General features: G+C 59.5%; 21 protein-coding genes and 2 pseudogenes. 14 read left to right on the plus strand and 9 right to left on the minus strand.

Annotated features, from left to right (window positions below):
* Positions 1-35 precede the first annotated feature (35 nt).
* Positions 36-1406 carry an MFS transporter gene (locus LY284_RS26880; protein WP_233389138.1) on the minus strand — a complete coding sequence of 457 codons (1371 nt, stop codon included), beginning with the start codon at positions 1404-1406 and terminating at the stop codon, positions 36-38.
* Between the two features lie 338 nt (positions 1407-1744).
* Positions 1745-1984 (minus strand): hypothetical protein, encoded by a 240-nt coding sequence (locus LY284_RS26885; RefSeq protein WP_233389140.1) that lies wholly within the window; start codon positions 1982-1984, stop codon positions 1745-1747.
* Positions 1985-2212: 228 nt separating this feature from the next.
* On the opposite strand from LY284_RS26885, the gene LY284_RS26890 reads away from it, so the two are divergent.
* Both LY284_RS26890 and prpF read left to right on the plus strand, forming a co-directional pair.
* Positions 2213-2863 (plus strand): TetR/AcrR family transcriptional regulator, encoded by a 651-nt coding sequence (locus LY284_RS26890; RefSeq protein WP_045459541.1) that lies wholly within the window; start codon positions 2213-2215, stop codon positions 2861-2863.
* A gap of 27 nt (positions 2864-2890) precedes the next feature.
* Positions 2891-4057 carry a 2-methylaconitate cis-trans isomerase PrpF gene (gene prpF, locus LY284_RS26895; RefSeq protein WP_233389141.1) on the plus strand — a complete coding sequence of 389 codons (1167 nt, stop codon included), beginning with the start codon at positions 2891-2893 and terminating at the stop codon, positions 4055-4057.
* Positions 4058-4949: 892 nt separating this feature from the next.
* Here the strand turns inward: prpF and LY284_RS26905 are convergent.
* Complete coding sequence (locus LY284_RS26905) at positions 4950-6125, minus strand: porin (RefSeq protein ID WP_014253107.1); 1176 nt, start codon at positions 6123-6125, stop codon at positions 4950-4952.
* A gap of 469 nt (positions 6126-6594) precedes the next feature.
* On the opposite strand from LY284_RS26905, the gene LY284_RS26910 reads away from it, so the two are divergent.
* Complete coding sequence (locus LY284_RS26910) at positions 6595-7185, plus strand: YSC84-related protein (protein ID WP_014253108.1); 591 nt, start codon at positions 6595-6597, stop codon at positions 7183-7185.
* Positions 7186-7780: 595 nt separating this feature from the next.
* On the opposite strand, the gene LY284_RS26915 is transcribed toward LY284_RS26910, so the two are convergent.
* Positions 7781-8008, minus strand: a complete 228-nt coding sequence (locus tag LY284_RS26915) for a hypothetical protein (RefSeq protein WP_014253109.1) — start codon at positions 8006-8008, stop codon at positions 7781-7783.
* A gap of 682 nt (positions 8009-8690) precedes the next feature.
* Here LY284_RS26915 and LY284_RS26920 point away from each other — a divergent pair.
* Both LY284_RS26920 and LY284_RS26925 read left to right on the plus strand, forming a co-directional pair.
* Positions 8691-9146 carry a hypothetical protein gene (locus LY284_RS26920; RefSeq protein WP_014253110.1) on the plus strand — a complete coding sequence of 152 codons (456 nt, stop codon included), beginning with the start codon at positions 8691-8693 and terminating at the stop codon, positions 9144-9146.
* A 75-nt stretch (positions 9147-9221) separates the two neighbouring features.
* Positions 9222-10205 carry a LysR family transcriptional regulator gene (locus LY284_RS26925; protein WP_014253111.1) on the plus strand — a complete coding sequence of 328 codons (984 nt, stop codon included), beginning with the start codon at positions 9222-9224 and terminating at the stop codon, positions 10203-10205.
* Between the two features lie 195 nt (positions 10206-10400).
* On the opposite strand, the pseudogene LY284_RS26930 reads toward LY284_RS26925, so the two are convergent.
* Positions 10401-11028, minus strand: a pseudogene (locus LY284_RS26930) (tyrosine-type recombinase/integrase).
* Between the two features lie 467 nt (positions 11029-11495).
* On the opposite strand from LY284_RS26930, the gene LY284_RS26935 reads away from it, so the two are divergent.
* The 3 genes from LY284_RS26935 (at position 11496) to LY284_RS26945 (ending at position 13741) form a co-directional block, all read left to right on the plus strand.
* Positions 11496-12401, plus strand: a complete 906-nt coding sequence (locus tag LY284_RS26935) for a LysR family transcriptional regulator (RefSeq protein ID WP_014253248.1) — start codon at positions 11496-11498, stop codon at positions 12399-12401.
* A gap of 261 nt (positions 12402-12662) precedes the next feature.
* Positions 12663-13367 carry a glutathione S-transferase family protein gene (locus tag LY284_RS26940; RefSeq protein WP_233389143.1) on the plus strand — a complete coding sequence of 235 codons (705 nt, stop codon included), beginning with the start codon at positions 12663-12665 and terminating at the stop codon, positions 13365-13367.
* A gap of 209 nt (positions 13368-13576) precedes the next feature.
* A complete protein-coding gene (locus tag LY284_RS26945) occupies positions 13577-13741 on the plus strand; it encodes a hypothetical protein (protein ID WP_233389145.1) in 165 nt (54 codons plus the stop codon).
* A 33-nt stretch (positions 13742-13774) separates the two neighbouring features.
* Here the strand turns inward: LY284_RS26945 and LY284_RS26950 are convergent.
* The 3 genes and pseudogenes from LY284_RS26950 to LY284_RS26960 form a co-directional block, all read right to left on the minus strand.
* Positions 13775-15348, minus strand: a pseudogene (locus tag LY284_RS26950) (IS66 family transposase).
* Between the two features lie 65 nt (positions 15349-15413).
* Entirely contained in the window at positions 15414-15782 is a 369-nt protein-coding gene (gene tnpB, locus LY284_RS26955; RefSeq protein WP_014194149.1) for an IS66 family insertion sequence element accessory protein TnpB, read from the minus strand.
* Positions 15749-16135, minus strand: coding sequence for a transposase (locus LY284_RS26960; protein WP_233389147.1), 387 nt, complete (start codon positions 16133-16135; stop codon positions 15749-15751). The genes tnpB and LY284_RS26960 overlap by 34 nt, the downstream gene beginning before the upstream one ends.
* A 59-nt stretch (positions 16136-16194) precedes the next feature.
* On the opposite strand from LY284_RS26960, the gene LY284_RS26965 reads away from it, so the two are divergent.
* The 4 genes from LY284_RS26965 to LY284_RS26980 all read left to right on the plus strand — a co-directional run bounded on the left by LY284_RS26965 (position 16195) and on the right by LY284_RS26980 (position 20735).
* Positions 16195-16518 (plus strand): DUF4437 domain-containing protein, encoded by a 324-nt coding sequence (locus LY284_RS26965; protein ID WP_309243229.1) that lies wholly within the window; start codon positions 16195-16197, stop codon positions 16516-16518.
* A gap of 102 nt (positions 16519-16620) precedes the next feature.
* On the plus strand, positions 16621-17625 hold the full coding sequence (locus tag LY284_RS26970; RefSeq protein WP_233389148.1) for an MBL fold metallo-hydrolase: 1005 nt from the start codon (positions 16621-16623) through the stop codon (positions 17623-17625).
* Positions 17626-17763: 138 nt separating this feature from the next.
* Positions 17764-18963 carry an MFS transporter gene (locus tag LY284_RS26975; RefSeq protein ID WP_233389150.1) on the plus strand — a complete coding sequence of 400 codons (1200 nt, stop codon included), beginning with the start codon at positions 17764-17766 and terminating at the stop codon, positions 18961-18963.
* A gap of 179 nt (positions 18964-19142) precedes the next feature.
* Positions 19143-20735: an MFS transporter gene (locus tag LY284_RS26980; protein WP_233389152.1), complete on the plus strand. Its 1593-nt coding sequence runs from the start codon at positions 19143-19145 to the stop codon at positions 20733-20735.
* Positions 20736-21420: 685 nt separating this feature from the next.
* Here the strand turns inward: LY284_RS26980 and LY284_RS26985 are convergent.
* The gene (locus tag LY284_RS26985; RefSeq protein ID WP_233389154.1) at positions 21421-22311 is read right to left on the minus strand and encodes a LysR family transcriptional regulator; all 891 of its coding nucleotides are present in this window, start codon (positions 22309-22311) and stop codon (positions 21421-21423) included.
* Between the two features lie 145 nt (positions 22312-22456).
* On the opposite strand from LY284_RS26985, the gene LY284_RS26990 reads away from it, so the two are divergent.
* Together LY284_RS26990 and LY284_RS26995 are read left to right on the plus strand one after the other, a co-directional pair.
* Positions 22457-23839 carry a nucleobase:cation symporter-2 family protein gene (locus LY284_RS26990; RefSeq protein ID WP_233389156.1) on the plus strand — a complete coding sequence of 461 codons (1383 nt, stop codon included), beginning with the start codon at positions 22457-22459 and terminating at the stop codon, positions 23837-23839.
* A gap of 44 nt (positions 23840-23883) precedes the next feature.
* Positions 23884-25251, plus strand: coding sequence for an amidohydrolase family protein (locus LY284_RS26995; RefSeq protein WP_233389158.1), 1368 nt, complete (start codon positions 23884-23886; stop codon positions 25249-25251).
* Positions 25252-25530: the final 279 nt, after the last annotated feature.

Consider the following 25530-nt stretch of genomic DNA (forward strand, 5'->3'; position numbering starts at 1 on the left):
GTTTTGCACGCGTAGTTCTCCTCGATTCGAAGCCTTCATTCCAGGCCGACATTGCCCGTCGCCGGCACGTCGAGCGTGCTGCGGCCGGCATCCGCCTTCGAGCGCGACTGGCTGACATGAAAGGCGAGAAACGCCGATACGAGGAAGAAGCCGGACATCACGTAGAGTCCTGTGCGGCTCGTTCCCGTCAGATCATGCGATATGCCGAGAATCCACGGCCCGACAAGTCCCGCGGTGCTCGCGACCGAGTTGATGAAGGCAATCGCGATCGCCGCCCGCGCGCCGCTGAACGACATTGCGGGGATGGTCCAGAAGAGCGGCACGGCAGCCTGTACGCCCGCTGCGCTGATGCACAAGCCAATCAGGCCGATGACGGGCGATTCGACGCGCGCCGTGATGCACAGGCCGATCGCGGATAGCAGCAGGACGATCAGCAGATGCCATTTCCGGTCGCCGGTCTTGCGCGACGTCCATGCGACGAGCGCGATGCCGAAGACCGCCGCCAGCCACGGAATCGAAGAGATCAGGCCCGCTGCGACGGCATCGACGTGAAAGCGTTCCTGCACGATCTTCGGCAGAAAGTAGGTGACCGCCCAGAAGCCGATGATGATGCAGAACTCGAGACCGATATAGAGCCAGGTCAGCGAATCGCATACGACGGCCTTGAGCTCGCCCAGACTCGCCTTCGAATGCCCATGACCCGACGCGGTCTTGGCAAGCAGATAGTCGCGCTCTTCGTCTGTGAGCCACCGCGCCTCCCTCGGGCCATCGGGAAGAATGAACAGCACGAGGATACCCATCAGCACGGCCGGAATGCCTTCGAGCGCAAAGGCCCAGCGCCATCCCGCGATGCCTGCTACGCCGTCCATCAACAACAGCGCGGCCGTGACGACCGAGCCGAGCGCGAGCGATATCGGCACGCTCAGTTCGAGCGTCAGATACGCCTGACCGAGCAGATGCCGCGGATACCAGAACGTCAGATAGAACAGCACGCCGGGAAAGAAGCCCGCCTCCGCGACACCGAGCAAGAAGCGCAGCGTGTAGAGCATGGGAACGCTGTGCGTTGCCGCGAGAAGGCATGTCACGATGCCCCAGCTGATCATGATCCGCGCGATCCAGCGCCGTGCGCCGAAACGCACGATGGCCATGTTCGAGGGCACTTCGAACACGAGGTAGCCGAGAAAGAAGACGCCTGCCGCGAAACCGAATGCGGATGCTGTGAGATGGAGTTCCTTGGAGATTGGCGAGAACAGCACGCCGAGATTGGCGCGATCGATATAGTTGATGAAGAAACACAGTATGAGGATCGGAATGATCCGCAGCGTCACCTTCAGGAAGATCTTCCGCTCGATGGCGGCGTGTCTGTCGGACCGTTCGGCGCCTTGCGCGACTGGATTGGTTTGCATCGTCTCCTCACCAATGAGAGTGATCGGGCACTGTCGACTGTCTTTACCGCTTCTTCGTGGCGGCATGGCGCAAACGTCGGACGGGCTCGACAGCGCGGCGCGAGACGAGGTCTTGCCGGCTTCGCGCGGATCGCGAAGACGACGAAGCCCCGGGGCCACGAAACAAAGTTCGGGGTCCCTGCGTTCAGATTGGCTCGCTGAAGGTCATGCGCGACGCTTGGCGCGCGCCGCGCTGGTCGGTCTGTCCGGATACGTTTGTCTGCCGGTAGCTTATGCGCCGACGCATGAGGCGACCAATACGTTTTTCCGATCCATTGAGACGAAAAATCTAGCGACGATCAAAGGGCCGCCGCAGCACCCCACGCGTTGATGAAGGGACGCGCCTTTTGCGGGGGATAGACCTGCCAGGAGCCATCGTCATGGCGAAAGAAAAGCATCGACAGATTGCGCGACGCGCGACTGACCTCCACGCGCACGCAGCGATGCGAACCGGCTTCGTCACGCGCGAGCCGCGCGACGCGCGCAGGAGCCGCAAGGTAGGGCGCCAGCCATTTCTCGACCAGCTCACGTAACGTCATCGACCTATCGTTCATTTCGCGACTCCCGGACCGGCTGTTTATTGGTCCCATGACCAAATACTAGTGGTCAGCTGACCAATAAACAAGGACATTTCTTTTAGGCGTTTACCATGAGTTCCTTCACGTATGGAGCCGACGCGGTATAAGATTCGATTGAATTGGTCATATGACTAAATTATCTAGGTCGCGTGCACGGTAAGACAGCGGGCGACGTTACGAGACCGAGCCATGAAAAATCTGACGATCGCACTATCCGACGTGGCGGGCACGGAGAAGAAGGCATCGCTACGCGGGCGACGCGAAACGCGCGTGCCGGAAATTCTCGAGGCCGCGATCAGCGTGTTTGCGGCCGAAGGAAACGGCGGATTCACGCAGCGAGGCGTCGCGGCGGCGGCGAACATCAGGCTCGCTACGCTTCAGCACTATTTCGGAACCCGCGATTCACTGCTCAAGGCGACCATCGAGGAACTGGCGCAACGCTATCTGCGCCGCTTTCATGAGCTGGGAGACGATGCCCGTCTGACGCCTGAATCGCGCCTTCACGCCGTGCTCGATGAGACCTTCAACACGCTGACTCAGCCAGGCAATCTCATCAGTCCGTTCGCGCTCGAATGCTGGTGCCTGGCCGAACATCACCCTTCGGTGCGCGAAGTGATGGAAGAAGTGAGCGCGAAATATCAGACGCTATTCAGCGGACTCGTCGCGCAAATCAATCCGCATCTGGCTGCGGACGAATGCCGCATCAGGGGCGCGCTGATTTATTCGCATTGGCAGGGGCTGATCGTATTTCTGCGCCGCTCGGGAAGGAACGCGCCCGACCTCGCCGCGTTCCGCAAGGCGACAGTCGTCTTGTGGACGGCGCTCGGCAAGACGTCGTAGTGAATCGGGACATCATTGGAGAGTCGTGTGAGTCAATCGAAAATTCAGGCCGTCTATATGCGCGGCGGCACCAGCAAAGGCGTGTTCTTTCGCGACGACTGGCTGCCCGCCGATCCCGCCGTGCGCGACCGCATTCTGATGCGCGTGATCGGCAGTCCCGATCCGTACGGCCAACATATCGACGGCATGGGCGGCGCGACGTCGAGCACGAGCAAGGTGGTGATCGTCGGGCCTTCGTCGCGTGAGGATTGCGATGTGGACTATCGCTTCGGGCAGGTCGCCATCGACAAGCCCGTGGTCGACTGGTCCGGCAACTGCGGCAATCTCACGGCGGCCGTCGGCCCGTTCGCCATCGCGCAAGGGCTCGTCGATGCGCCGCGCGACGGAGTCGCCATCGTGCGCATCTGGCAGGCGAATATCGGCGCGAAGATCATCGCGCATGTGCCGATGAAAAGCGGCGAAGTCGTCGAGGAAGGCGATTTCGAGCTCGACGGCGTGACGTTCCCGGCTGCGGAAATCAGGATCGAGTTTCTCGATCCGGGCGGCGATGGCGACGATGCCGGCGGCGCGATGTTCCCGACCGGCAATGCCATCGACGTGCTCGACGTACCCGGCGTCGGTCCCATCGAAATGACGATGATCAACGCGGGCAATCCGGCGATTTTCATCGACGCGGCATCGCTCGGATTGCACGGCAGCGAATTGCAGCGCGACGTGAACGGCGACAGCGCTTTGCTTCAGAAAGCCGAGGCGATCCGTTCGCATGCGTCCGTGCGCATGGGGCTCGCCGCAACCGCCGAAGACGCGACGCGCTTGCGCCCGCACACACCGAAACTGGCGTTCGTGTCCAAGCCCGCGAGCTATGTGGCGTCGAGCGGGAAGGCAATCGAGGCAAGCACGCTCGACATCAATGCGCGCATCTTCTCGATGGGCAAGCTGCATCACGCGATGACCGGCACCGGCGCGGTGGCGATCGCTGTCGCAGCGGTCATTCCGGGCACCGTGGTGAATCGGCTCGTGGCGGAGTCGAAGGGATCGGTGTGCTTTGGGCATCCGTCGGGGAGTCTTCAGGTCGGCGCGGAAGCGGAGATGAGGGATGGGGTGTGGATGGTCACGAAGGCGGTTATGAGCCGCAGCGCGCGACGGCTGATGGAAGGGTTCGTGCTGGTGCCGTCTTCGGTGATGTCGGGTTGAGTGAAGCGGGCTTGGAATCGGAAGAGCCTGCTTGGGAGCGTGTGCCGCTTCGGTGCTTCTTGGGATGCTGCTTATCGGCGGCCGAACTTCGGCGTTGTGCTGCTCCGCCTTGTTGGTTCGATTTGTGGCGAGCTGGTCAGATTTACGGCGATGACCGGTTCGTGCTGTGAAGTCGAATGTCGCTCTGCGACCCAATTCAGCCGTCCGGCCCGCGCTCGCTTGGCTGACCGCTTGCGAAGATACTTCGGACGTTCGGCCGGTCGGTCGGTGGTCGGCCCAAGTGTCGGACAACCATTCGAATAAAAATAAACGTCCTCTGTTGGAACTGCTCGATCGAATTGTCCTTGCGAGATCGCCAAAAAGCGGCGGGAGCATGAGCACTGAATCACTCCATACTTACCGCCGGGTTTCTTCGCTTTATGGATGAAGGCTTTGTCGGCGCGCAACCGGCGTCGCGAAGGTCCAGAGCACCGCTGCAAGCATGGATGGTCTGCGAAGCGCGTACGGGCTAATTCGTAGCGACGCCTTGGAGCGCGTGCTTTTCGGGAAGATCGCGCGCCACGCGAGAAACGTCCCCAGCCCACGGGCTGTGAAGCGGCCGCTTCAGCTACGGCGGGTTCGCGCGTAACCGTGGCAAAGCTGCGCAGCGCGAGTGACAGGCTGCCGAGGCGAGAGGCACCAAAAACCACTTCGCCTTTCCGAGGATTGACTTCGAGCGTCACCGTGCGCGCCGGTTGTTCGAATCGCCATTCGATCGCAACCAAGTGCACGGACCTTGTCGTCACCGATGGCTGGTGCGGGGAAGGCGCGCCGACCGCTATAACGGCTTAGCCGTAGGTCGGTGCTTCCCGCCCCCCGGCTCGTAGCGCCCTCTCCGGATTCCAGCTTCAAATCAGAAACGGTGACGCACGCCCACGGTGGCCTCGATCTGGTTGGACGTCGACGCCGGTGAACTCACACCGTTGATCCAGGCCACACCCAGCGGATTGCCGGCACGCGCGCTCACGCTCTGATAGGTGCTTTGGATATAGACGTCCGTGCGTTTCGAGAAGGCATAGTTCGCAAGCGAGCTCACCTGGTTCCAGTGCGGAGCGCCGCCACCGGCATTTCCACCGGCACGCGAGTAGGTGTACGCTGCCGCCAACATAACGGCCGGCGTCAGCGCAAATCGGATGTTTCCTTCGTAGTTCTGGAAGTGGGTGTTGAAGCCCGTCAGAAAGAGTTCGGTCAGGTTCGTTTGGGTATATACGATGCCCGCCACCAACGGACCGAACGCATAGTTGACGCCACCGCCCCACGTCTGCTGCCGGCGAGCGAGTGCACCCAACGGCACTGCGGTCGGAGTAAGGGCGCCTGACAGCGAGGTCCCCAACGTGTCGGTGACGGCGCCGCCCGTGTTGAGCTGTGCCAGGGTGGCGGCCGAGTTGTTCAGGTGCAGATACCCCGCGCCGAACTTCAGCGGACCCCAGTTGTAGGAAGCGCCGACACTGTACGCACGGTTGTTCGCGAAGCCGCCGGCTTGGTTAGAGAAGCCATAGAGGGCGCCGAGCTTGAAGCCGGCGAAATCCGGGCTCTGGTACTTGACCGAATTGTTAATCTGGAACGAATCGTTCAGATTGTCGACGTCAAACGGATGTGCGAAGTGGGTACCGCCATACTGCGTTCCGGTCAACGACAGCGGCCCTACGAAGTCAACCATCCCGTCGGTTTGACGACCCAACGTCAGAGCGCCGAAGTCACGGCTGGACACCCCGACGTAGGCCAAGCGGTTGAAGATGCGGTTGGCCGACGACAACTGGCCATTGTTCACGTTGAAGCCGTTTTCCAAAGTGAAGATAGCCTGCAATCCGCCGCCCAAATCTTCCGCTCCACGCAGCCCCCAGCGACTGTACTGAACGCCTCCGCTGGTCATTTGCCAGTTGCTGTGACCACCCGCTCCGCCGGTTACTTGGCTGTTCGTGTAGGTGATGCCCGCGTCGATCAGACCGTAAAGCGTCACGTTGCTTTGCGCTTGCGCGGCGCCGGCCAAGGTAGCTAGCGCCGCGCCGACTATCAGGGTTTTCTTCATTCGTAACTCCCAGGGTTCGAAGGCTGATTTTCTTTAAACGCTTCGTCACGTCCTCTCTGCGGAGAAGTTACTGTCGTCCGTAAAACGATAACTTCTATTCGGCATCCGAAGCTACTTGCGGGCGGCGCCTGTCGCTCAATCGCAACAGCGCAGACGTCGAATCTTGCGTTGCGACCCGCATAACGCTCAGTTTCCCTAAACGCTTGCCTACGAACGCACGCACACTTCAATGACAGGCCATGGTCTTGTATTTTTCGGATTCTGACCTACCCTTACCCCTGCCTCCCCCTGCCTCAAGGAGGCGATCTCCATCGTGTTCGCCCGCTTCGGCGGGTTTTTTTTCGTATGCGCGTGCGCCTCACCTGTTCGTCGAATTTGGTCACGGCTTCGCTCGCTGTGCTATAACTTCGCGTGCATCTCGCTAGTGCTCTAAAGGGAGTTTTCCTTGAATCCACGTTGGAGAACATCGATGCAACGACGGAACTTCATGCTGCAGTCGACAGCCGTACTGGCACTGGGTAGCCTCACATTCGCGGGCTGCACGACCAATAGGAACGCGGGAAAAGAGCAGGCTGCCGGCGCCGCCGATCTGCATCGCTCTATCGACGCCGACGTTGACGGCACCCTTCAGCGCTTATATGTCACGGTGAGTGGCTCCCGCGAGTTGGTCGCGAAAGCGAGCGGAGTGCTCGTATTTCCCAACGTCATTCAAGCGGGCTTCGTTGTTGGCGCACAATACGGCAAAGGCTCTTTGCGGGTAAGCGGCCAAACCGTGGGCTACTACAGCACCACCTCCGGCTCGTTCGGCCTGACAGCAGGCGCACAATCGAAAGCGCTGATCTTCCTGTTCATGACCCAGGACTCGCTCGCAAAATTCCGAAATTCAAGTGGCTGGTCGGCGGGCGCGGACGCATCCGTCGCACTCGTCAGGATGGGCGCGAATGGCAAAATCGACACGACCACCGCGAGCAAGCCGGTCCAGGCGTTTGTGTTGACGAACGCCGGTCTCATGGCCGACGCTTCTCTCGAAGGGACGAAGGTATCGCGCCTGGACGAGTGACGCGCGGGGGGCCGGCCGACCGCAATTAGCTCTGAAGAGATAACTTTCCGGGCTCGCCGACGGCGTTCTATCGTTGCAGGGCATCCGCGTGCTGATCGCAGCGTGTCCGGGGGGGCATTGGGCCGAAAAGCTTCGCGGGCCCGCCGTATAGGTCACAGATACGATGGCTCATGGCCTCAGCGAGCGTAATCATCCCTCGCTGGACGTCGGAACCCGCCTGCACGTATAAGCGCAGCCCGCCGAATTTCTCCTTGACCTGCCGCGCGACGAGCTGTGGCATCGCTTGAGACTCCGTGGCGTGCTGCTGTCGCTCGCACATGGCGTCGATCAGGTCGAACCGCCCTTCGCCGCACGCTATACCGCGCTTCCACTCGTTCAGTCGGCGACCGCTTCAAGAACACCGGCCACGCCGCATCAACGCGTGTACCGATAAGCACGGACGCCGCCCGCGGCAAGGGCGCCGACTCAGGCGTCACGATCGGCGCCTCGGCGAGTGCCGGGAAGACCAGCAGCGAACGAGCCATGGGCTCGGCTGCGAACGGACTACTGGCAATAGACCGAATACTGATCGCTGCCGCCCGGCTGAAGTGAACGGCTACGCTGATAACCTTACCGGCGGCACCGGCAAATCATCGCCCTCAATAAAGGCCGTCGCAGATCGAATTGCGAAATGCATCGCGCAATCTTCGTTTGCGAAAAAGCCCCACTTCCCAAGCGACGTGGCATGCCCGTCTTCTTCAAGAATCGAAGCCGTTGCCACGAATGTCTTACCGTCACGCGTGGCGTTCGGCTCGAACGCCGCTCCTCCGTGATAGATGATCATGTTTTCTCTCAGATTAAGTTCGTCCCGGCACTCGTCGATGCCGTTGGTGCTAAACGGCGTTGCGTAGATAACCGCATGCGGCGGACGGTCTATTCTTTCTAACAAAGTGGACTGAAGCGAGCGGCCAATATTACCCGTCTAGGTTTCGTCCAGGCGAAAACTTTATAATTTCTTACGGTTCCGGAGCGCGCTTTTAAATCAGACTTTTGCCGTCTTTACGCCGTGAACAGTGCTAACCCGACCAACTGAGTGTGGGCATGGGGCACCCCTTCCACCTCCAGCTTCGGGGCGAGACGCCGCTAACGCACAACCGCCGCTCCGGTTATCCGACTGTCGGTGCGTGATTCCGAACGCTTTCGGACGTTCTTTCGTCTCCGTAGTTTCGGACCCACTTTTGCATTAAACATCGTCGGCTTCCCTTCGATGCGGAGTCCTGCCGAGCGGCTACGGCTCGGCCAGATCGCCGCAAAGCGCCTCCACGCCACCGAGCTTGAGGTGTCGCCGCAATGAACGCAGTCTCATGGAAACTTGCGCAGGCGACCGCGGCCGCGGTAAATGTAAGCTAACTTGACGACTTATCTCCGTCCGTATATCCGTATTTTGATACTCGGCGGCATAGCCTTGTCCTCCACGTTCAGTCGTTCAGCCGCCCGGTAAAACCTGCACAGTTCCGGGGGGTCACATGTCCGGTATCGAACGAACGAACGCAATAGCCGTTCTTTTGCGAAACGCTGCGGCGAAACATGGCGTTGTACCGTATCAGCAAATACACAGGCTGTTCGCAGCGGGCGAACCGCTCGGCTTGCGATACCAGGCGTTGGAAGATGCGATCTCGCTCTTGAGCGACTGTGCCGCGCTCGACTACGGTTGCCTGATGGCGCTCGACAACGGACTGCCAGGAGATGACTTCTTCAGAAGGTACAAGCGTCACCGGCCCAAGGAATTCGTCGCGGTGATGGGCTACGGCTCAGCTGGCCGTTCGCTAAGCAAAAAACGAGTCATCGTGGAGGCGGAGCGAGCGCGAGTGTTTGCGCACGCGGCCGAGAGCCTTGAGACGTCGTCGCTCGATGACGGCATTGTGGCCAAGACAGTTTTCCACAGCCGACCGCCGGGGCACTCGCAACTGCCGCCACTGTAGGCTATGGTGGCGAGCCCAGAAACCCGTCAATCCGGGTGCGGGTCCGCACCGGGTTGAACGGCTTGGACGGAACGCATGAATACGAATCTTGTCGATGCGATGCGCGTTTTCTTGAAAGTTGCGGATGCAAGGAGCTTCCGCGGCGTCGCGCGGGAGCTTGGCTTCTCCAACGCGCTGGTCACTCGCGCGATCGCCCTGTTGGAAAGGCACCTGGGCGTTCGACTGCTTAATCGCACGACTCGCGCGGTCTCGCTGACAGTTTCCGGCGTGCGGTACATAGAGGGCTGCCGTGCGTTTCTCCAGCACCTTGATCGGCTAGAAACGGCCGTTGTAGCTTTGGACGATGCGCCGGGCGGTACGGTGCGAGTCGTGGCGTCGTCAAGCGTGTCGGCGCTCAGTTTGACCCAGCTAATCGACGACTTCCACAAGCTTCATCCGACCATCGAGGTTCGCCTGACGCTTGCCGGTCGGCGCGCCGACTTCGACGGGAATGCTCACGACGTCGGAATTCTCATTGGCAAGCCGGAAGGCCCCGAGCTTGAGGGGCACGTTCTGGGGGTGCTTGCGTCTCTGGCCGTGGCGACGCCTGCGTTTCTGATTAGGCACGACGCGCCTATGGCCCCCGTCGATCTTCAAGACCTTCCATGCATTTGCTTGCAAGACGAGATGCGCGAAGAAGTCTGGACGTTCCGCCATGCGACCGGCGCGGTGGCGGACGTCAGGCTTGCGCCGGCGTTTTCGGTTTCTGATGCGGAGCTTGCCCGTCTCGCAACGCTCGCCGGCGTGGGGTTCGCAATTCTTCCGCGCGCACTGGCGCGCTCAGATATTGAGGCGGGTCGCCTCGTTCGCCTGCTGCCGGCCTTTTCTGTTGATGAGCCACACACGGAGCTGTTCATTGTCCGTCCGGCGCGCCGCCACTTGCTTCGAGAGACCCGCCTTTTCGCTGACTACGCGGAGGCTCACTTGCGAAACGAGTGCGAACCCACGGGAGAGGCGTTAGCCGATCGGGAACCAGAATTCGATTCTGAGGTGGCTACGGCGACGCGGGGAGCTGGCTAAGCGCCGATCCCCTCGCCAAGAGCGCGATTGCATTCTCGGCGGCGGCGGTTGCCACGCTTGGTCAAACGCGTAGGAGCAGGCATTCGGGTTGGAAGACCGCTGGTTGGAGCACAGCAGCCGCTTGATTGACGGTGCGACGGTCCCGACGAACGGCAGCCAGTGGCCGACAAGCGCACGCTCGCCGGCCACCAGCGATCACACTTCGGTTTGCTCGGCCATTTCAAGCGCATCGTCTACCTCGATCCCGAGGTATCGCACGGTGCTTTCGATTTTTGTATGGCCCAAGAGCAATTGAACCGCGCGCAAGTTCTTGGTGCGTCGATAGATCAACGACGCTTTCGTTCGTCGCATGGTGTGTGTACCGTACGCGGTGTCATCGAGCCCGATCGACGCGACCCAACGATGAACGATGCGCGCATACTGGCGCGTCGACACGTGCGCTGAGGCATGCAGTCGACTTGGAAACAAATGGTCGGCAGGCTTCAATCCCCGCGCCGAGATCCAGGCAGAGACACTTTGACGAGTCTGCTCCGTGACTTCGAACTGCACTGGTCGATGCGTTTTCTGCTGCATGAAAGTCGCGCGAGCTACGACATGACCTCCCATGTAGACGTCCTGCACTTGCAAGCGCGTCAAATCGCACGCTCGAAGCTTACTGTCGATCGCAAGGTTGAACATCGCCAACTCGCGAGCGTTGGACGACATCTGCAGCCTTGTTCGAATCGCCCAGATTTCCCGCAGCTTCAGCGGAGGCTTTTTGGCCGGTAAGCCTTCCCTTATTCCACGGCACCCGACGAGCGCCGGAAGAATTCAGCGTTTCCATGACAATCTCCTCTTCAACGAAGGGAGATCGATTGTGCGCTTTGCGGAATGGTCAAACTTCGACCCATTGCAGCCGACCGGATGGGCCGAAAGATGGGGCAGCGATTGGAGGTACACCGGTCATTCGACGCAGCAACGTGCGAAATGCGATTGAACATCTTGTCGAATAAGTTCCGGCTACCGGATGACCTTATGCCTGTGCCACGGTTTATATGTTCCAACCACAGGTCAATGTCCAACCATCACGCGATTCAGAACGCCATCCAGTTTGTCGACCGCGCGAGCGGTCGCTACCGTTGATCCAACGACGGGTATGTACAACGCAACGCGAATTACTCCTGTAAGCTCGCATCAGCGGCAATCTCTACCGTCTTGGGCTGAGTCGGGATGAATGGTCCCGGTTTGTCTCGATCGACTCGTTGCCGTGAAGCAACCGCCAGAACGTAGACTCCTTCGATCGCTTCGTACATGGACAAACTACAGGCTATGGCGACCTACATAACGGTCGTCGAAACGCAAGGCTTCTCGGCCGCGGCGCGCAAGCTTCAGGTCTCCACGTCCGTGATAAGCCGTCTGGTCAATGAACTTGAGGAGCACCTCGGCGTGCGCCTCTTGAATCGTACAACTCGCATTGTACGAACGACGGAAGCCGGCGCCACATTCTTCGAGGAGTGTCGCCGCGTGCTCGCGACAATCGAAGCAGCTGAGCTGGCCGCAGCGGGCGCGCACAATACGCCTCGCGGGCAATTGACCATTACCGCACCAATCGTTCTTGGGAACACTCACGTCACGCCGCTTGTACAGGAATTCCTGGCGAGATACCCGGACGTCAATGTCAGTTGCTGGTTCCTCGACCGCCCCGTGAATCTGGTTGACGAAGGAGTCGACGTTGCCGTGCGCATTGGAGAACTGCCCAGTTCATCACTTCAAGCGATCGCGGTCGGCAAAGTACGGAGCCTTCTGTGCGCGTCACCCGCTTATCTACAAGCGCGAGGCGAGCCGAAAGACCTGGAAGATCTCGCGTCGCACGTTACGATTCAGGCCACGCCCGCCACGCCTTTCCCAGAATGGCGGTTTCGCTCGGAAAACAAGCCGATTGTCGTCCCGATTCAACCGCGCCTGATTACTACGACAAACGATTCGGCGATGTCGGCTGCCGTAGCGGGGCTTGGAATTGTCTGCTTGCTGTCTTGCCAAGTCGCATCAGCGCTAGCGCATGGCAAGCTACGGGTCGTTTTGCCCAAGCATGAACTCGCCACGGTGCCGATTCACGTTGTGCATCGCGAAGGTCGGCACGTCAATCAAAAAGTACGCGTGTTCGTTGATCTCGCCGTCGAGATACTCAGAGCCGATAAAACGTTGTGGTTCACCTGAAAGCTCTTGTGAAAAGCACGCTGATTGGGCGGTGCACCTTTTCTCAGATGATTTGACGCTCTCCCTTCCGAATTCCTCGATGCTGCGCTGTCCGAGTCGAGGTCGATTTCCTCTCCGTTCCATCGGTCCATATCCCCAGCTTTCGCGTTTCGCGAAAGATGCTTTCTGCCGTGCCTTGTTTCTGAGGTTTCCTTGACGGCACATACTGGGATCCATCAAAGAGACACCCGCACCGAACCGGAACTAGCGAAGACGACCCTCATGAACACAGCATCCAATCAATCATCCGCCGACATCGACTTCCACTACTGGCCGACGCCGAATGGTCAAAAGGTGGCCATTTTCCTCGAAGAAGCGCACGTGAGTTATAAGGTTAAACCAGTCGATATTGGTAAAGGCGTCCAGTTCACGGCCGATTTCGAAAAGCTGTCCCCGAACAACCGGATGCCCGCGATCGTCGACCGCCAGCTCGGTATCTCCGTGTTCGAATCCGGCGCGATCCTCCTCTACTTAGCCGACAAGTCCCGACAATTCATCCCGGATAACCCACACGGTCGCGCCGAAGTTCTCCAGTGGTTGTTCTGGCAGGTAGCGGGGCTGGGACCGATTTTAGGGCAGACCGTATTTTTTCAGAACTACGCGTCAGAAAAACAGCCACTCGCGATTGAACGCTTCGCAAGAGAATCGAAGCGCCTCTACACGGTTCTCAATACGCGGCTAGCTGATCGTGACTACATCGCGACCGGATATTCGATCGCCGACATGGCAACCTTTCCATGGGTTTCACAGCACACCGCGCAGGGTATCTCCCTCGACGAGTTCCCGCATGTCGCCGAGTGGCTTGATCGTGTCGGGACCCGACCCGCCGTGCAGCGTGCATATGCGCTCGGCGAAGCGGTACGTCCTTCCGATTTAACAGATGCGCATCGCAAACAGTTGTATGGCCAGGGGACAAAAGCGGCCTGACGCCCGACGTGCTCTCAGGGGGAGCAACCCCATGATCCCTACATCCGACCGATCGCCGTGGAAAGGGACATTAGATCAGAGTTCGTCTTGATCCGACTACCTCCGCTGAGCTCAAGACGAAAGTCCCCTCTCAGCAAACATTGACTTATCAATTCCTCGTCTTCGGGACAAGGAATTTCAGACAAACCTGTTACACATAGGAACTCAAAATGTCATTCGTAAACAAAGCAAAACGCATCGCAGCCGCGACTGCGCTTCTCACGGTACTGCCCGTATTCGCAGCAGCGGGCGAGAAAGCAGATCTCTATTCCGACAGCTCAAAAGTTGCCCCGGTCACGGAACTGCAGTTCTATCAAAACAAGGAAGGGCTGTAAGCGGCCAGCGAACCCGTCTTGACGGGCGAAGGGCTACGCGACAGACGTGAGAGGCTGCCAGTTATGAGGCAGCAAAGATGCGATATCGCACGCTTTGTGGGTCGGCAAGCGTGTCAGGATGTCTTTCAGATACGCGTGGGGTTCGTGCCCGTTCAGTTGCGCTGAGCGAATGAGGCTCATGATCACAGCCCCACGTTGGCCTGCGCGAAGCGACCCCGCAAACAACCAATTGGTCCTGCCGATGGCCCATGGGCGTATTTGATTTTCGACCCAATTGTTGTCGATTGGTACGTGCCCGTCATCGAGGTAGCGCGTCAGCGCCTCCCAGCGCTTCAGGCTGTAATCCAAAGCCTTCGCAATGGCCGATCCGTCAGAAACGAGTTTCCGCTGTGTGACAAGCCATTCATAGAGCGCGTCGCACACGGGCTTGGCTCGGCTTTTACGAAGTTGGCGTCGAGCTTCGACATCCAAGGTCGCGGCATCGCGCTCGATGTCATAGAGCTCGGTGAAGAACGGTAGCGCCTGCTCAGCAAGCTGGCTGCTGTGATTGGCGTGCAGTTCGAAGAATTTGCGCCTCGCGTGAGCTGCGCAGCCGATTTCGGTGATGCCCTGAAGAAATGAGGCCTTGTAACCGCCGTAGTCATCACACACCAGCTTGCCACGCCAGCCGTCTAAGAACGTACGGGCATGCTCTCCAGCTCGGCTGCCCGCGAAGTCGTACACCACCGCGCGAAGGTGACTGAATTGCGTGGACGTATATGCCCACAGATAAGCCCGATGCGTCTTCCCTTGCCGGGGCTGAGCATCTGCACCGGCGTTTCGTCGGCGTGCAACACGCCTTGCTGCAAGATCTCTCGACGAAGGGCGTCGACCAGTGGCTGCAACTGCGCGCCACATGTGCCCACCCACGCTCCCAGCGTGGATCTCGGTATCGCCAGGCCCGCCCGAGCAAAGATCTGCTCCTGACGGTACAGCGGCAAGTGATCTGCGAATTTGTTGACCAGTACCGACGCTAGAAGTCCGGTGGTTGGGATGCCCTTGTCGATGACGTGCGCGGGCACGGGTGCCTGGATTAGCGTCTCACAGTGGCGACATACCCATTTACCGCGAATGTGTCGCTCCACCTTGAACACGCCCGGCGCGTAATCTAACTTCTCGCTGATGTCTTCGCCGATACGAACACGTTCGCATCCGCATTGGCACACCGTGTTGTCCGGTTCGTGACGGATGTCGACACGCGGCAACTGCGGCGGCAAGGGTGCGCGCTTGGACGGTTCGTGTTGGCGCTTGCGTGAAGGCTCGAGCTCTTCGAGCTCTATCTCAATGGCAGCCAGGTCGCCATCAATCGCCTCGTCAAGCAGGCTCATTTGCTCGCTGTTGAGCTGTTCGCTGCGCCGGCCAAACTGCTGGCGCCTGAGCACGGAGATCTCGTGAGTCAGTTGGTCGATGCGAGTTTGTCGGTAATGCAGCTCCCGTTCTAGCTCACCGAGCTCTCGCCGTTTCTCCGTTACCTCCAGATCCTTGGCGTGGACCTCGGCGAGCAGTTGCGCTGCGAGGGCGCGCAACTGCTCTGGATTGAGGTCGTCGAGGTCGGCCGGCGGGTTCATGCAGACCAGTCTGCCAGAACCCCGCAAACGCGAGAAGCAGAACTGTATACGTCGCCCTTAACGCGTCAGATTATGCGTATCACGCCATCTTGGCCGATGCGCTGCCACGGCAGCCCGAGCACCAAGCCCGCCAGTTGCTCGTGCGTGAGCAACTGCTGCTTGGGTTCGCTGCCAGCGTGCGGCCAGACGAACCGCCCCTCGTTCAGCCGGCGCGCTGCCAACCAGATGCCGATGCCATCGTGGACGAGAACCTTCAGTCGGTTGGCGCGGCGGTTGGTGAACAGATAGGCGTGGTGCGGATGCGCGGCGCCGAACACCTTCACCACGCGCCCCAACGCCGTGTCGAAGCCGGCCCGCATGTCCAGCGGATCGACTGCTAGCCAGATCTCGTCGACACGAATCACCGCAGCCACTCGCGCAGCCACGTCGCGCATTGCGCGGCTTCGGAGACCGGCCAGCTCACGGTTATCGACTGACTGCCCCGGCGAACTTCGACACGGATCTCCGGCGAGGCTACCTCCTTTACTCCCATAGCAACAGGGACGAACGCTGGTAGGGGTGTCGATTGAGCTTCTGCCGGGCCTTCAGACAAACGCTTTGGAAGTTTGCCTTCTGCCTGATCAAGCCAGCGGCGCAATAGATTCGCGTTGAGCCGATGTTCCAGCGCCACGGCCGACACTGACACGCCGGTGCCTTGGCAAGCGGCGACAACGCGCGCCTTGAATTCTTCGGTGTAGCGCCGACGACGGCGACGCGTCGGCAACGCCTCTTCTTCGATAGTGTTCACGTGTCCGCTTATTCGCTTTAGTGGACACGATACTCCCAACTGTTTCAGCTACATTCAAGGTGAGTTGCCGAGCCGCTTACGAAGGGCTCACCATCGCAAACGGATGGGGTGACCCGGCGGCAAGTGCCCATAGCAACTACATCAAGATGGCGGGCGGCACGGCGAGCGGTGTCCACACCCATACCTACTCCTACTACGGTGTCGTCATCGCTGGCGTGGTCGCGAACGAACCGCCTGCGTCCAAACAAGATCATCCGCTTGCGCCTGGCTCTTACTGGTATCAGAAAGGGGGCGAACAACATGTCACAAAATGCATTTCCCAGACAGAGTGCATCTTCTTCGTCACGTCTAAAGGCCCCTTCGACTATTTGCCCGTGAAGTAATCGTACAGGTCATCAATTCGGTTGATGACCTTGTATACGGCTGCAGTATTACTGTTTTACCAACGCATCGAACTGCCCTGTTCAATATCCAACGGAGATCCCATGACTAACGACGCCAATGATGCAAATAGCGGAGAACACCCCCTGAGTTTGTCGCCTCGTTACAAACTCGTTCGTTGTGAAGGAGCGTTTGCCGCCGTACCCAAGTCTTCGCTCGGTCAACAACCGGGGCCAGAGGGATACCAACTAGAGAACATAAAGCCCGGCGTCTTTTGGATCAGTGCCGGCGGATACGATGCAATGTTCATCGTCACGGGCAAAGGTGTGATTGTCGCCGACGCCCCTCCTGCTTTGCGTGATGCCTTGCTGCCCGCCATCGCGTCCGTCACTGCCGAGCCGGTCACACACGTCATCTACAGCCACACTCACTTTGATCATATAGGTGCCGCCGACATTTTTCCGCCGGGAGTGATTCGAATCGCCCATCGGAGTACGGCAGACAAACTTCGAGACTACGCCGACTCGCGACGCCCCGTTCCAACCATCACCTTCGACGACGAATACGTGCTTGAACTAGGCGAGACACGGCTTGAGCTTCGATATCACGGAAACATTCATCAGCCTGGCAACATCTTCATCTACGAGCCTCATAAAAAAGTCCTCATGCTTGTTGATGTTGTTTTTCCCGGGTGGGTTCCATTCAGGCATCTGGCCGTCGCCAATGACGTTCACGAATATCTCCGTGCGCACGATACCCTGCTGTCATACGACTTCGACCTAATCGTCTGCGGTCACCTCACGCGCTACGGCACGCGCGCTGACGTCGAGGCGCAACGCGAATATGTGTACCAACTGCGCGCCGCGTCGCTCAAAGCTTTGGCATCCGTGCGTATCGAAGACATTGCCGCACAAACGGGCACTGAGAATGTTTGGGCGCTGATGGACGGGTATCTTGAGGAAGCCATCAAGGAAGCGACGAACGAAATGCTTTCTACGCCCACATCGGACGGCCGGCTCTGGACCGACCGACTTGGAGGCGCCGATGTATGGACGCCCCACCACGCGTTCTCCATGATCCAGGCGCTGCGCATCGAAAATCCAGATTGACGATTGTTGCGACGCTTAACGCTTCGCTGAGCTTGTTCTTGTATTGCCGAAGAATGGCAACCAATTCGATCAACTCCTTTCGCGCTTTCATTGCGCTCGCACTTTGCAACATCGCAAGCAGACCCGCCTTTTCGAACGATGCTGAACTCAGATACTACCTCCGCAGCCCGTGCCCTTCGTGGCACGTTGTTGCTGCTAGCGACCATCGCCGGGGTTACCGCCGCAAATATCTACTACAACCAGCCTTTGCTGGATGCTTTTCGACGTTCTTTTCCCGCGCAAGCCTCATGGGTAGGATTGGTGCCAGCGCTGACGCAGCTGGGTTTCGCACTCGGGATGCTACTCCTTGCTCCCTTGGGCGATCGATACGACCGGCGGAAGTTGATGTTGGGACAAGTCATTGCAATGTGCGCGACCCTGATCGTCGCCGCCACGGCGCCCAACCTGGTGGTACTGATTTTCGCAAGTCTTGCGATGGGCGTCATCGGGCACATCCCTCAGCATGCGCTGCCATTTGCAGCCGAGCTTTCGCCCTCCTCTGAGCGAGGCCGCGCTGTCGGTACTGTCATGAGCGGACTGTTTCTCGGCATCCTCCTGGCGCGCACGGCAGCAGGTCTGGTTGCGGAGTACTTCGGTTGGCGCAGCGTGTTCGGAGCGTCGGTGATTTCGTTGCTTCTGCTCAGCGCTCTTATTGTGGCGCGGCTGCCAAAGAGTCAACCGAGTTCTGAACTTTCCTATAAGCGGCTCCTCACTTCGCTGTGGCACCTGTCAGTGGAGCTGCGTGAATTACGAGAAAGCGCCGTTACCGGTGCGGCCCTATTTGCGAGCTTCAGTGCTTTTTGGTCAGTGCTCGCGTTCCTCTTGTCAGATGCACCGTTCAACTATGGGCCACAAGTCGCCGGCCTTTTCGGACTAGTCGGCGCAGCTGGCGTACTGGTGGCTCCCATCGCCGGGCGATTCGCAGATCGTCGCGGAACATACTCGGTGATCTCCGTTGCGATTTGCCTGGTCGTGGTGTCTCACATCGTCCTCGCATTCTCAGGACGAAGCGTGACTGGTCTTGTCATTGGCGTAGTCGTGCTGGACGTGGGCGTTCAGGCCGGCCAAATCGCCAATCAATCTCGCATCTATGGTTTAAAGCCAGAGGCGCGTAGTCGAATCAACACCATTTATATGACCGCGTACTTCCTTGGAGGTGCGCTCGGATCGGCGGCGGCGACCGTGGTATGGGCCCACTTCGGATGGCTGGGCGTTTGTGTCGCGGGTATCGGATTCGCGGCAATTGCGGGTTGGAATCACTGGCGCAGTGCCGAGTCCGCTCCGACTCAATCTTGTTAGCCGCGTGCGTACGCAGTTACTCGCGGCCGTCCACGCCTCGCTCAGGACCTGTTTGAGCCCGACGAGCTCGGAGACGCGATCAGTCTTGGAAAATCCGCGAGGGGTGCATGGATCGCCAGACGAGTCTCCACATGCATCACTCTGGCGACCTTTTCACAGTGAACGTTGAAGGATAGATCATGGTATCAGCAGAACCTCCGGAGTGCGGAGCCGTCTCCGTACGTCGCTCCTTGGGCAAGAATAATTTTGCGTTGGTCGCCATCTGCCTCACATCATTGATGTTTGGCCTCGAGATTTCGAGTGTACCGGTGACGCTACCCATCATTCAGCATTTATTCAAAGGTAGCTTTGGCGACATGCAATGGATCGTGAACGCCTACACGCTCGCGGTTTCGACCATCCTCATGGCTGTCGGCACGCTCGTCGATCGCTTTGGAAGGCGCGTCGTATTCCTCTGCAGTCTTGCTCTCTTCGGGCTCACCTCGTTACTCTGCGGCCTAGCTCAAGACGTTCCGACTTTGATTGTCGGACGCGCACTACAAGGGGCAAGCGGTGGGGCGATGCTGATCAGCCAGGTCGCCGTGCTCTCCGGTCAGTTCCACGTCGGACGCAAACGCGCACGCGCTTTTAGCGCATGGGGCATTTTCCTTGGAATCGGACTTGGTTTCGGGCCGACAATCGGCGGCGTTCTTGTCGACATGATGGGCTGGGAATGGGTGTTCCTGATCCATGCTCTCCTCGCAATGCCTACGTTTCTGCTTCTATGGTTTGGGGTCGAAAAAACACAAAACTCCGCCACGCATAAACTCGACGTTTTTGGCATCCTTGCGCTCTCACTCGGGGTCTTCGGGCTGGTGTATGCCATCACGCGAGGGCCAGAAAAAGGATTTACGAGCGGCTATACGTTGTCGATCATTGCCTGCGCGTCCCTGGCCTTCGCTGCTTTCGTCGGCGCCGAAAAAGTGAGTCATCACCCTGCATTTGATTTCTCCCTCCTGAAACTGCCGAGATTTTCCGGTGCGCTGATGGGTTCGATCGGCATGAATTTCAGCTTCTGGCCGTTCATGATCTATATCCCGATCTACTTCCAAGTTGCGCTCGGCTATGATCCGGCGACCGCAGGTGTGGCTCTGCTCGCCTACACTGTGCCTACGTTGATTTTCCCGCCGCTAGGCGAGCGCATCGTCGTGCGTATGGGTCCGGCCGTTGCCATTCCTGTAGGGCTGTTCACGATCGGGCTTGGCTTCTTCTTGATGAAGCTTGGGAGCATCGCGTCGCATCCAAGTGCGCTGACGATGTTGCCAGGTTGCGCACTCGCAGGAGCTGGCCTTGGCCTGACGAATACGCCGGTCACCAACACGACTACCGGGGCCGTCTCTGCCGACCGTGCGGGCATGGCGTCAGGCATCGATATGACCACGCGGATGCTCACACTGGCGATCAATATCTCGCTTATGGGCGCGATTCTGACGACCGGAATCCTGAGCGAGCTAAGAGCACTTCTTCCGGCAGCGGTTGCCGAGCCGGTTCTTCGCCCGCTCGTGGAGAACATCGTTGCTGGAAATGTCGACGCGCTTCGTGCAGGGATGCCCGCGCTCGACTCCCTGGGATCGTCGGCGACGGTCCTGCGTAAGGCTCTCAATTGTGGCTTCGGGTGGACGATGCTTTATGGGGGAATCGGTGCATGGATCCTTGCGGCGCTTAGCCTTTTGATTTTCCGTAGCGAACAAGGGTCATCGCTCATTCGGGGTGGTCGAACGCGTGATGAGTGACGAAGCGAGCGTAAGCAAACGCACTCGCGTTCGCCACACCCGACTCAAGTCTGCAACTGGTCCGTATTGGGGGCTCGAGAGTCACGCCAACTTAAGCGGGTTTGTCGAACGGCCGATTTCGCGACCGATCCAGCCGTTCTATGAAGATTCGCGATCGGCCGAAAATGGCCGGCCCCCGGTTCGACCTATACCGGCGGCCGCGATCGACCATGTCGGGCAGTAGGCGACCCCGAACGGTCATACGGCCGCCAATACTCCGCCGGCCGTATTCCAACGGCCAGCGGACATTCGCAGTTCGAGTCGGCTATCCTGCCGTTTGAACGACGTCGCCATTCATGGGACAAGTCGGCGCTATGGCTGCAATCGACGCGGCATTGCTCGCCCAACGAGTCTCGACATGTCGCGATATTGAAGTCACCCGAAGCTGGTGATAGATACTGGCAAGCTTGCCGTAGTCCAGGGGGAAGCGTACCGTCTCTGGCGTGGCTGTGAGCACCGGAACAACAAGTTCGGTGCTCACAATACGAAAGTCCCCGCTCCAATCCATAGCACCCCTTTCGTCGAGGCCGCCATACAGGTCCAGGGGCGGCAACGATCAATTGCGGACGCGCGCGCATCGACATGAGAGGTAGTCCGGCGGGTGTCCCCCCGTCATGCTGCACGCGACGACCTGTCAATCCCTTAATCAGGCAAAGATTGGCGTTCTGGCGATCTCGGATTTCAGCCACGTGGCAATCACGCCGGGTTTGACGTCGGAGCGCCAGATCAGATCAAGTCCAATCGTCCACTCTGTAAACGGGTAGGACTGCAACTGCAGCTCCCTGAGTTCTCCGTTTTCCAGCTCTGCCTCAATGAGGCGTCGCGGCACGACCGCCCAGCCGATTCCGCTCTTGAGCAACTCGATCAGGGCGACCTCGCTCTGAATATGCCACCTTCGTGGAGATTTCAGGTACTCGGTCGTCAGCAGATGCGAGGTCTGCGCGGGCAGCATCAACTGCAGGTGATCGGCGAGCTGCGCGAAGCGCACGCCTGGTGTTTTCGCGAGTGGATGCTCGTGGTGGGCGACATCGACCAGCGTGATATGCCCTAGCCTGCAGAAGCCAATGCCCGGCGGATAGTTGGGCCGTGCGCATCCGAGACCCAGTACGGCGCTACCGGAAAGAACGAGTTCCAGTAACTGGGAGGTCGACGGCTGAAGGAGGTCCAGCCTCAATCCTGGATACCTGTCGTTGAGCCGGTCAAAGACCGGTGCAAGCTCGGCGTACGGGAATGCATCCTCGATCGCAATGGCGAGCGCCGTTTCCGCTTCCCCGGTCAGCGCGCCGGCGCGCTCGCGCAGGCTTACGCAACGCGAAAGGATCGCGTCCGCTTCGTCCAGCAGTGCCTCTCCGGCCGGCGTCAGGACAGGGTACCTTCCGTCCCGGCTGAACAACGTCACGCCGAGGTCGATTTCGAGTTCCGCAATGGCCGTGCTGATGGCTGACTGCGTCTTGCCTAGCCGCCGACCTGTCTCGGAGAACGATTTCCCGCGCGCTGCAGCCACAAAGATCGTCACATGTTCCAGCGATAAATGCATTCGAATTCGTCCCCTGGTGCCGATCCATCTCGATTCCTGATAGGTCCCATTTTTACACCGGCCAGCCGCTTGGTGACAATGCGCTCAACCCCGGATGTCGGCCGCGATACGTGGTCTCGGGCAATGCTAAAACAGGGAGGAAGACATGGACTCACACGCCACTAGCATTGACGAAGTCGACAGGCGGCTTCCTGCCGGGCGCACAGCCCTGCTCGGCTTCCAGCATGTCCTCGTGATGTATTCCGCGTGTATCGTCGTGCCGTTGATACTCGGCGCTGCGCTGGGTCTTGCACGCGAGCAACTCGTGCTGATCATCAACGCCGATCTGTTCGCGGCCGGCATTGCGTCGTTGGTGCAGTCGCTTGGGTTTTTCGGGTTTGGTATGCGAATGCCGGTCATGATGGGTGTCACGTTCACAGCCGTCACGCCGATGATCGCCATCGGCACGACGCCGTCGCTGGGGTTACCTGGCGTATACGGCGCGATCATCGCGTCGGGCATCTTCGGCATTTTGGCTGCGCCGTTGATGGGGCGCTTCCTGCGGTTCTTCCCTGCCGTCGTGACGGGCTCGGTCTTGCTGGTGATAGGGATCAGCCTGATGAAAGTCGGCATCGAGTGGTCCGCCGGCGGTCACCCCACCCTGCCGGATGGCAGCCCCAATCCCCGATATGGCAGTCCGCTGTATCTCGGCATTTCGCTGGGCGTCATGGCGCTAATCCTTCTGATCTCGCGCTACGGAAAGGGTTTCTTCGCCAACGTCGCGGTGCTGCTCGGCGTGACAGCTGGCTTCGGTGCCGCGTGGCTGTGTGGGGAGGTCGATCTTGGCGGCTTGGGAGCGGCTTCGTGGGTCGCCGCCATCCGGCCGTTCGCGTTTGGCTGGCCTGTTTTCGATCCGCTGGCGATTGCCTCGATGTGTCTTGTCATGGTCGTGACACTGGTCGAATCCACCGGGATGTTCCTCGCGCTCGGTCAGATCGTCGAGAGACCGACGACGCCGCGCCGCCTGGTTCGTGGCTTGCGGGCTGACGGACTCGGCGCCGTGGTAGGCGGTGTCTTCAACGCGTTTCCCTATACATCGTTCTCCCAGAACATCGGCCTTGTCACGCTCACCGGAGTCAAGAGCCGTTATGTCTGTGCCGCCGCCGGTGTGATCCTGATCTTGCTCGGTCTGTTTCCAAAGATGGCGTATATCGTTGCGGCGATGCCGCCGTTCGTTCTCGGCGCCGCTGCGCTGGTGATGTTCGGCATGGTGGCGATCATGGGTGTCCGAATCCTGGCGACCGTCGATTTCGAAAGGGGACGTGGAAACGCGCTGGTTGCCGCGGTCAGCATCGGTGTCGGCATGATCCCGCTGCTCTCGCACACGTTCTTCGGGCAACTTCCACCTTGGACCCGCGTTGTCACCGACAGCGGCATCATCCTCACGACCGTGACGGCCATTGCGCTGAACCTGCTCTTCAATGGCGTCCGTTCGAGCGACGAGGCGAATGCCGACGCTGCTCGTCATGCTGCCCTGGCCGACGCGTGAATTGCCGAACACTACATCCTGATTTTCTCCACAGACACATCACCATGAACACACAGATCCTGCACGCTGACCACGTCATCACGATGGATGACGCAAGTTCCGTTATCGACGATGGTGCGGTGGTTGTCGACGACGACGGCCGTATCGCCTGGGTTGGTCCTATTGCGGAGCTCGACCCCATCTACCGTGAACGTCCGGTTCGTCGGTTGCGTAACCGGCTGCTCATGCCTGGACTGGTCAACACCCACTGCCACTCGGGCTTGCTTCGGGGCACGGCAGAGGGGCTGCCAGTCTGGGAGTGGCTGCAGCAGCATATCGATCCGATGCACCGTGTCCTCAGTGCGGAAGAGGCGGAGATCGCGTCGCGCCTCTGCTATGCCGAAGCGCTACTGTCTGGCACTACCACGATCGTCGATATGTGGCGACACATGGACGGTAGCGCGCGAGCGGCCGACTCACTGGGGGTGCGGGCAGTGCTCGTCCCGTACGTGGCCGAACATCCCGAACACAACTACTTCGAGACACTGGATATCAACGAGGCATTGATCGAACGCTGGCACGGCGGAGCGGACGGTCGCGTCCATGTCTGGGTCGGGCTGGAACATATGTTCTACGCGACGCCCGACGCATGGCAACGTTGCACGGAAATCAGCCGGCGTCACGCGGTTGGATTTCATACACATAGCAACGAGAGCCGCTTCGACGTGGAGGAAACGTTGCGGCGCCATGGCCTGCGGCCCATCCAGGCGCTGGAGGCGTTCGGTCTGCTTGACGCCCACCGTGTACTCTTGGCGCACTGTGTCTGGACCGACGAGGCGGAACTGGAGATCCTGGCGCGCCGAGGCGTTGGCGTGGCCCATAACCCGGTCAGCAATATGAAGCTTGCAAGCGGCGCCGCCCCGGTGGAGACGATGCTCGCACGCGGGATCAACGTTGGCCTGGGCACGGACGGCGAGAAAGAGAACAACAATCTCGACCTCTTCGAGGAAATGAAGACAGCGTCGCTGCTTGCCAAGCTGACCGCGCTCGATGCCGCAGCGCTTGATGCCTGGTCGGTCTGCCGCATGGCAACGATTGGCGGTGCGCGTGCGCTCGGTCTGGATGCCGACATTGGTTCCATCGAGGCCGGAAAGATAGCCGACCTGATCGCATTGCGAACGGATACGCCTCGCATGACGCCCTTGATCAGTGGTGTCGAAGGGAACCTCCATCACAACCTGGTGCATGCGGTTCAGGGAGGCGATGTCGACATGACCATGGTAGGTGGGAAAGTACTTGTGGACAACGGCCAACTCTTATCGGGGGACCTAAGAGACGCGATTGCGCAGGTTAATCGAGTGGTCCCCGGACTTTTCCGGCGACGGGCCGACTGGCTGCGCGAGCATGGCACGATTAACGCCTTGCAGGCGTAATGGATCTGAAACTGCTCCGATGCTGAATGATTCATGCAGCGCCGACGGCATTCCAGATGCCACGAACCCCGGCTCACCATCTTGCGCGCCTGCAAGTTCTTTCGGAGGCTGAACCCGCGGTGGGAGCCGCGACAAGTTCCGTCGTGAAGTCAGCTCTCACCAGATCCTGCTACTAAACGCGAGACGCTCAACGCAATGGAGAAGATGGTCCTCGGGCCACCACAATCTGAACCATTCCTGATTCGTCGAACGTTTCGGTTGGCTAATTGGGTATGCGTC

The sequence above is a fragment of the Caballeronia sp. PC1 genome (assembly GCF_021353155.1).
GTDB classification, from domain to species: domain Bacteria; phylum Pseudomonadota; class Gammaproteobacteria; order Burkholderiales; family Burkholderiaceae; genus Caballeronia; species Caballeronia cordobensis.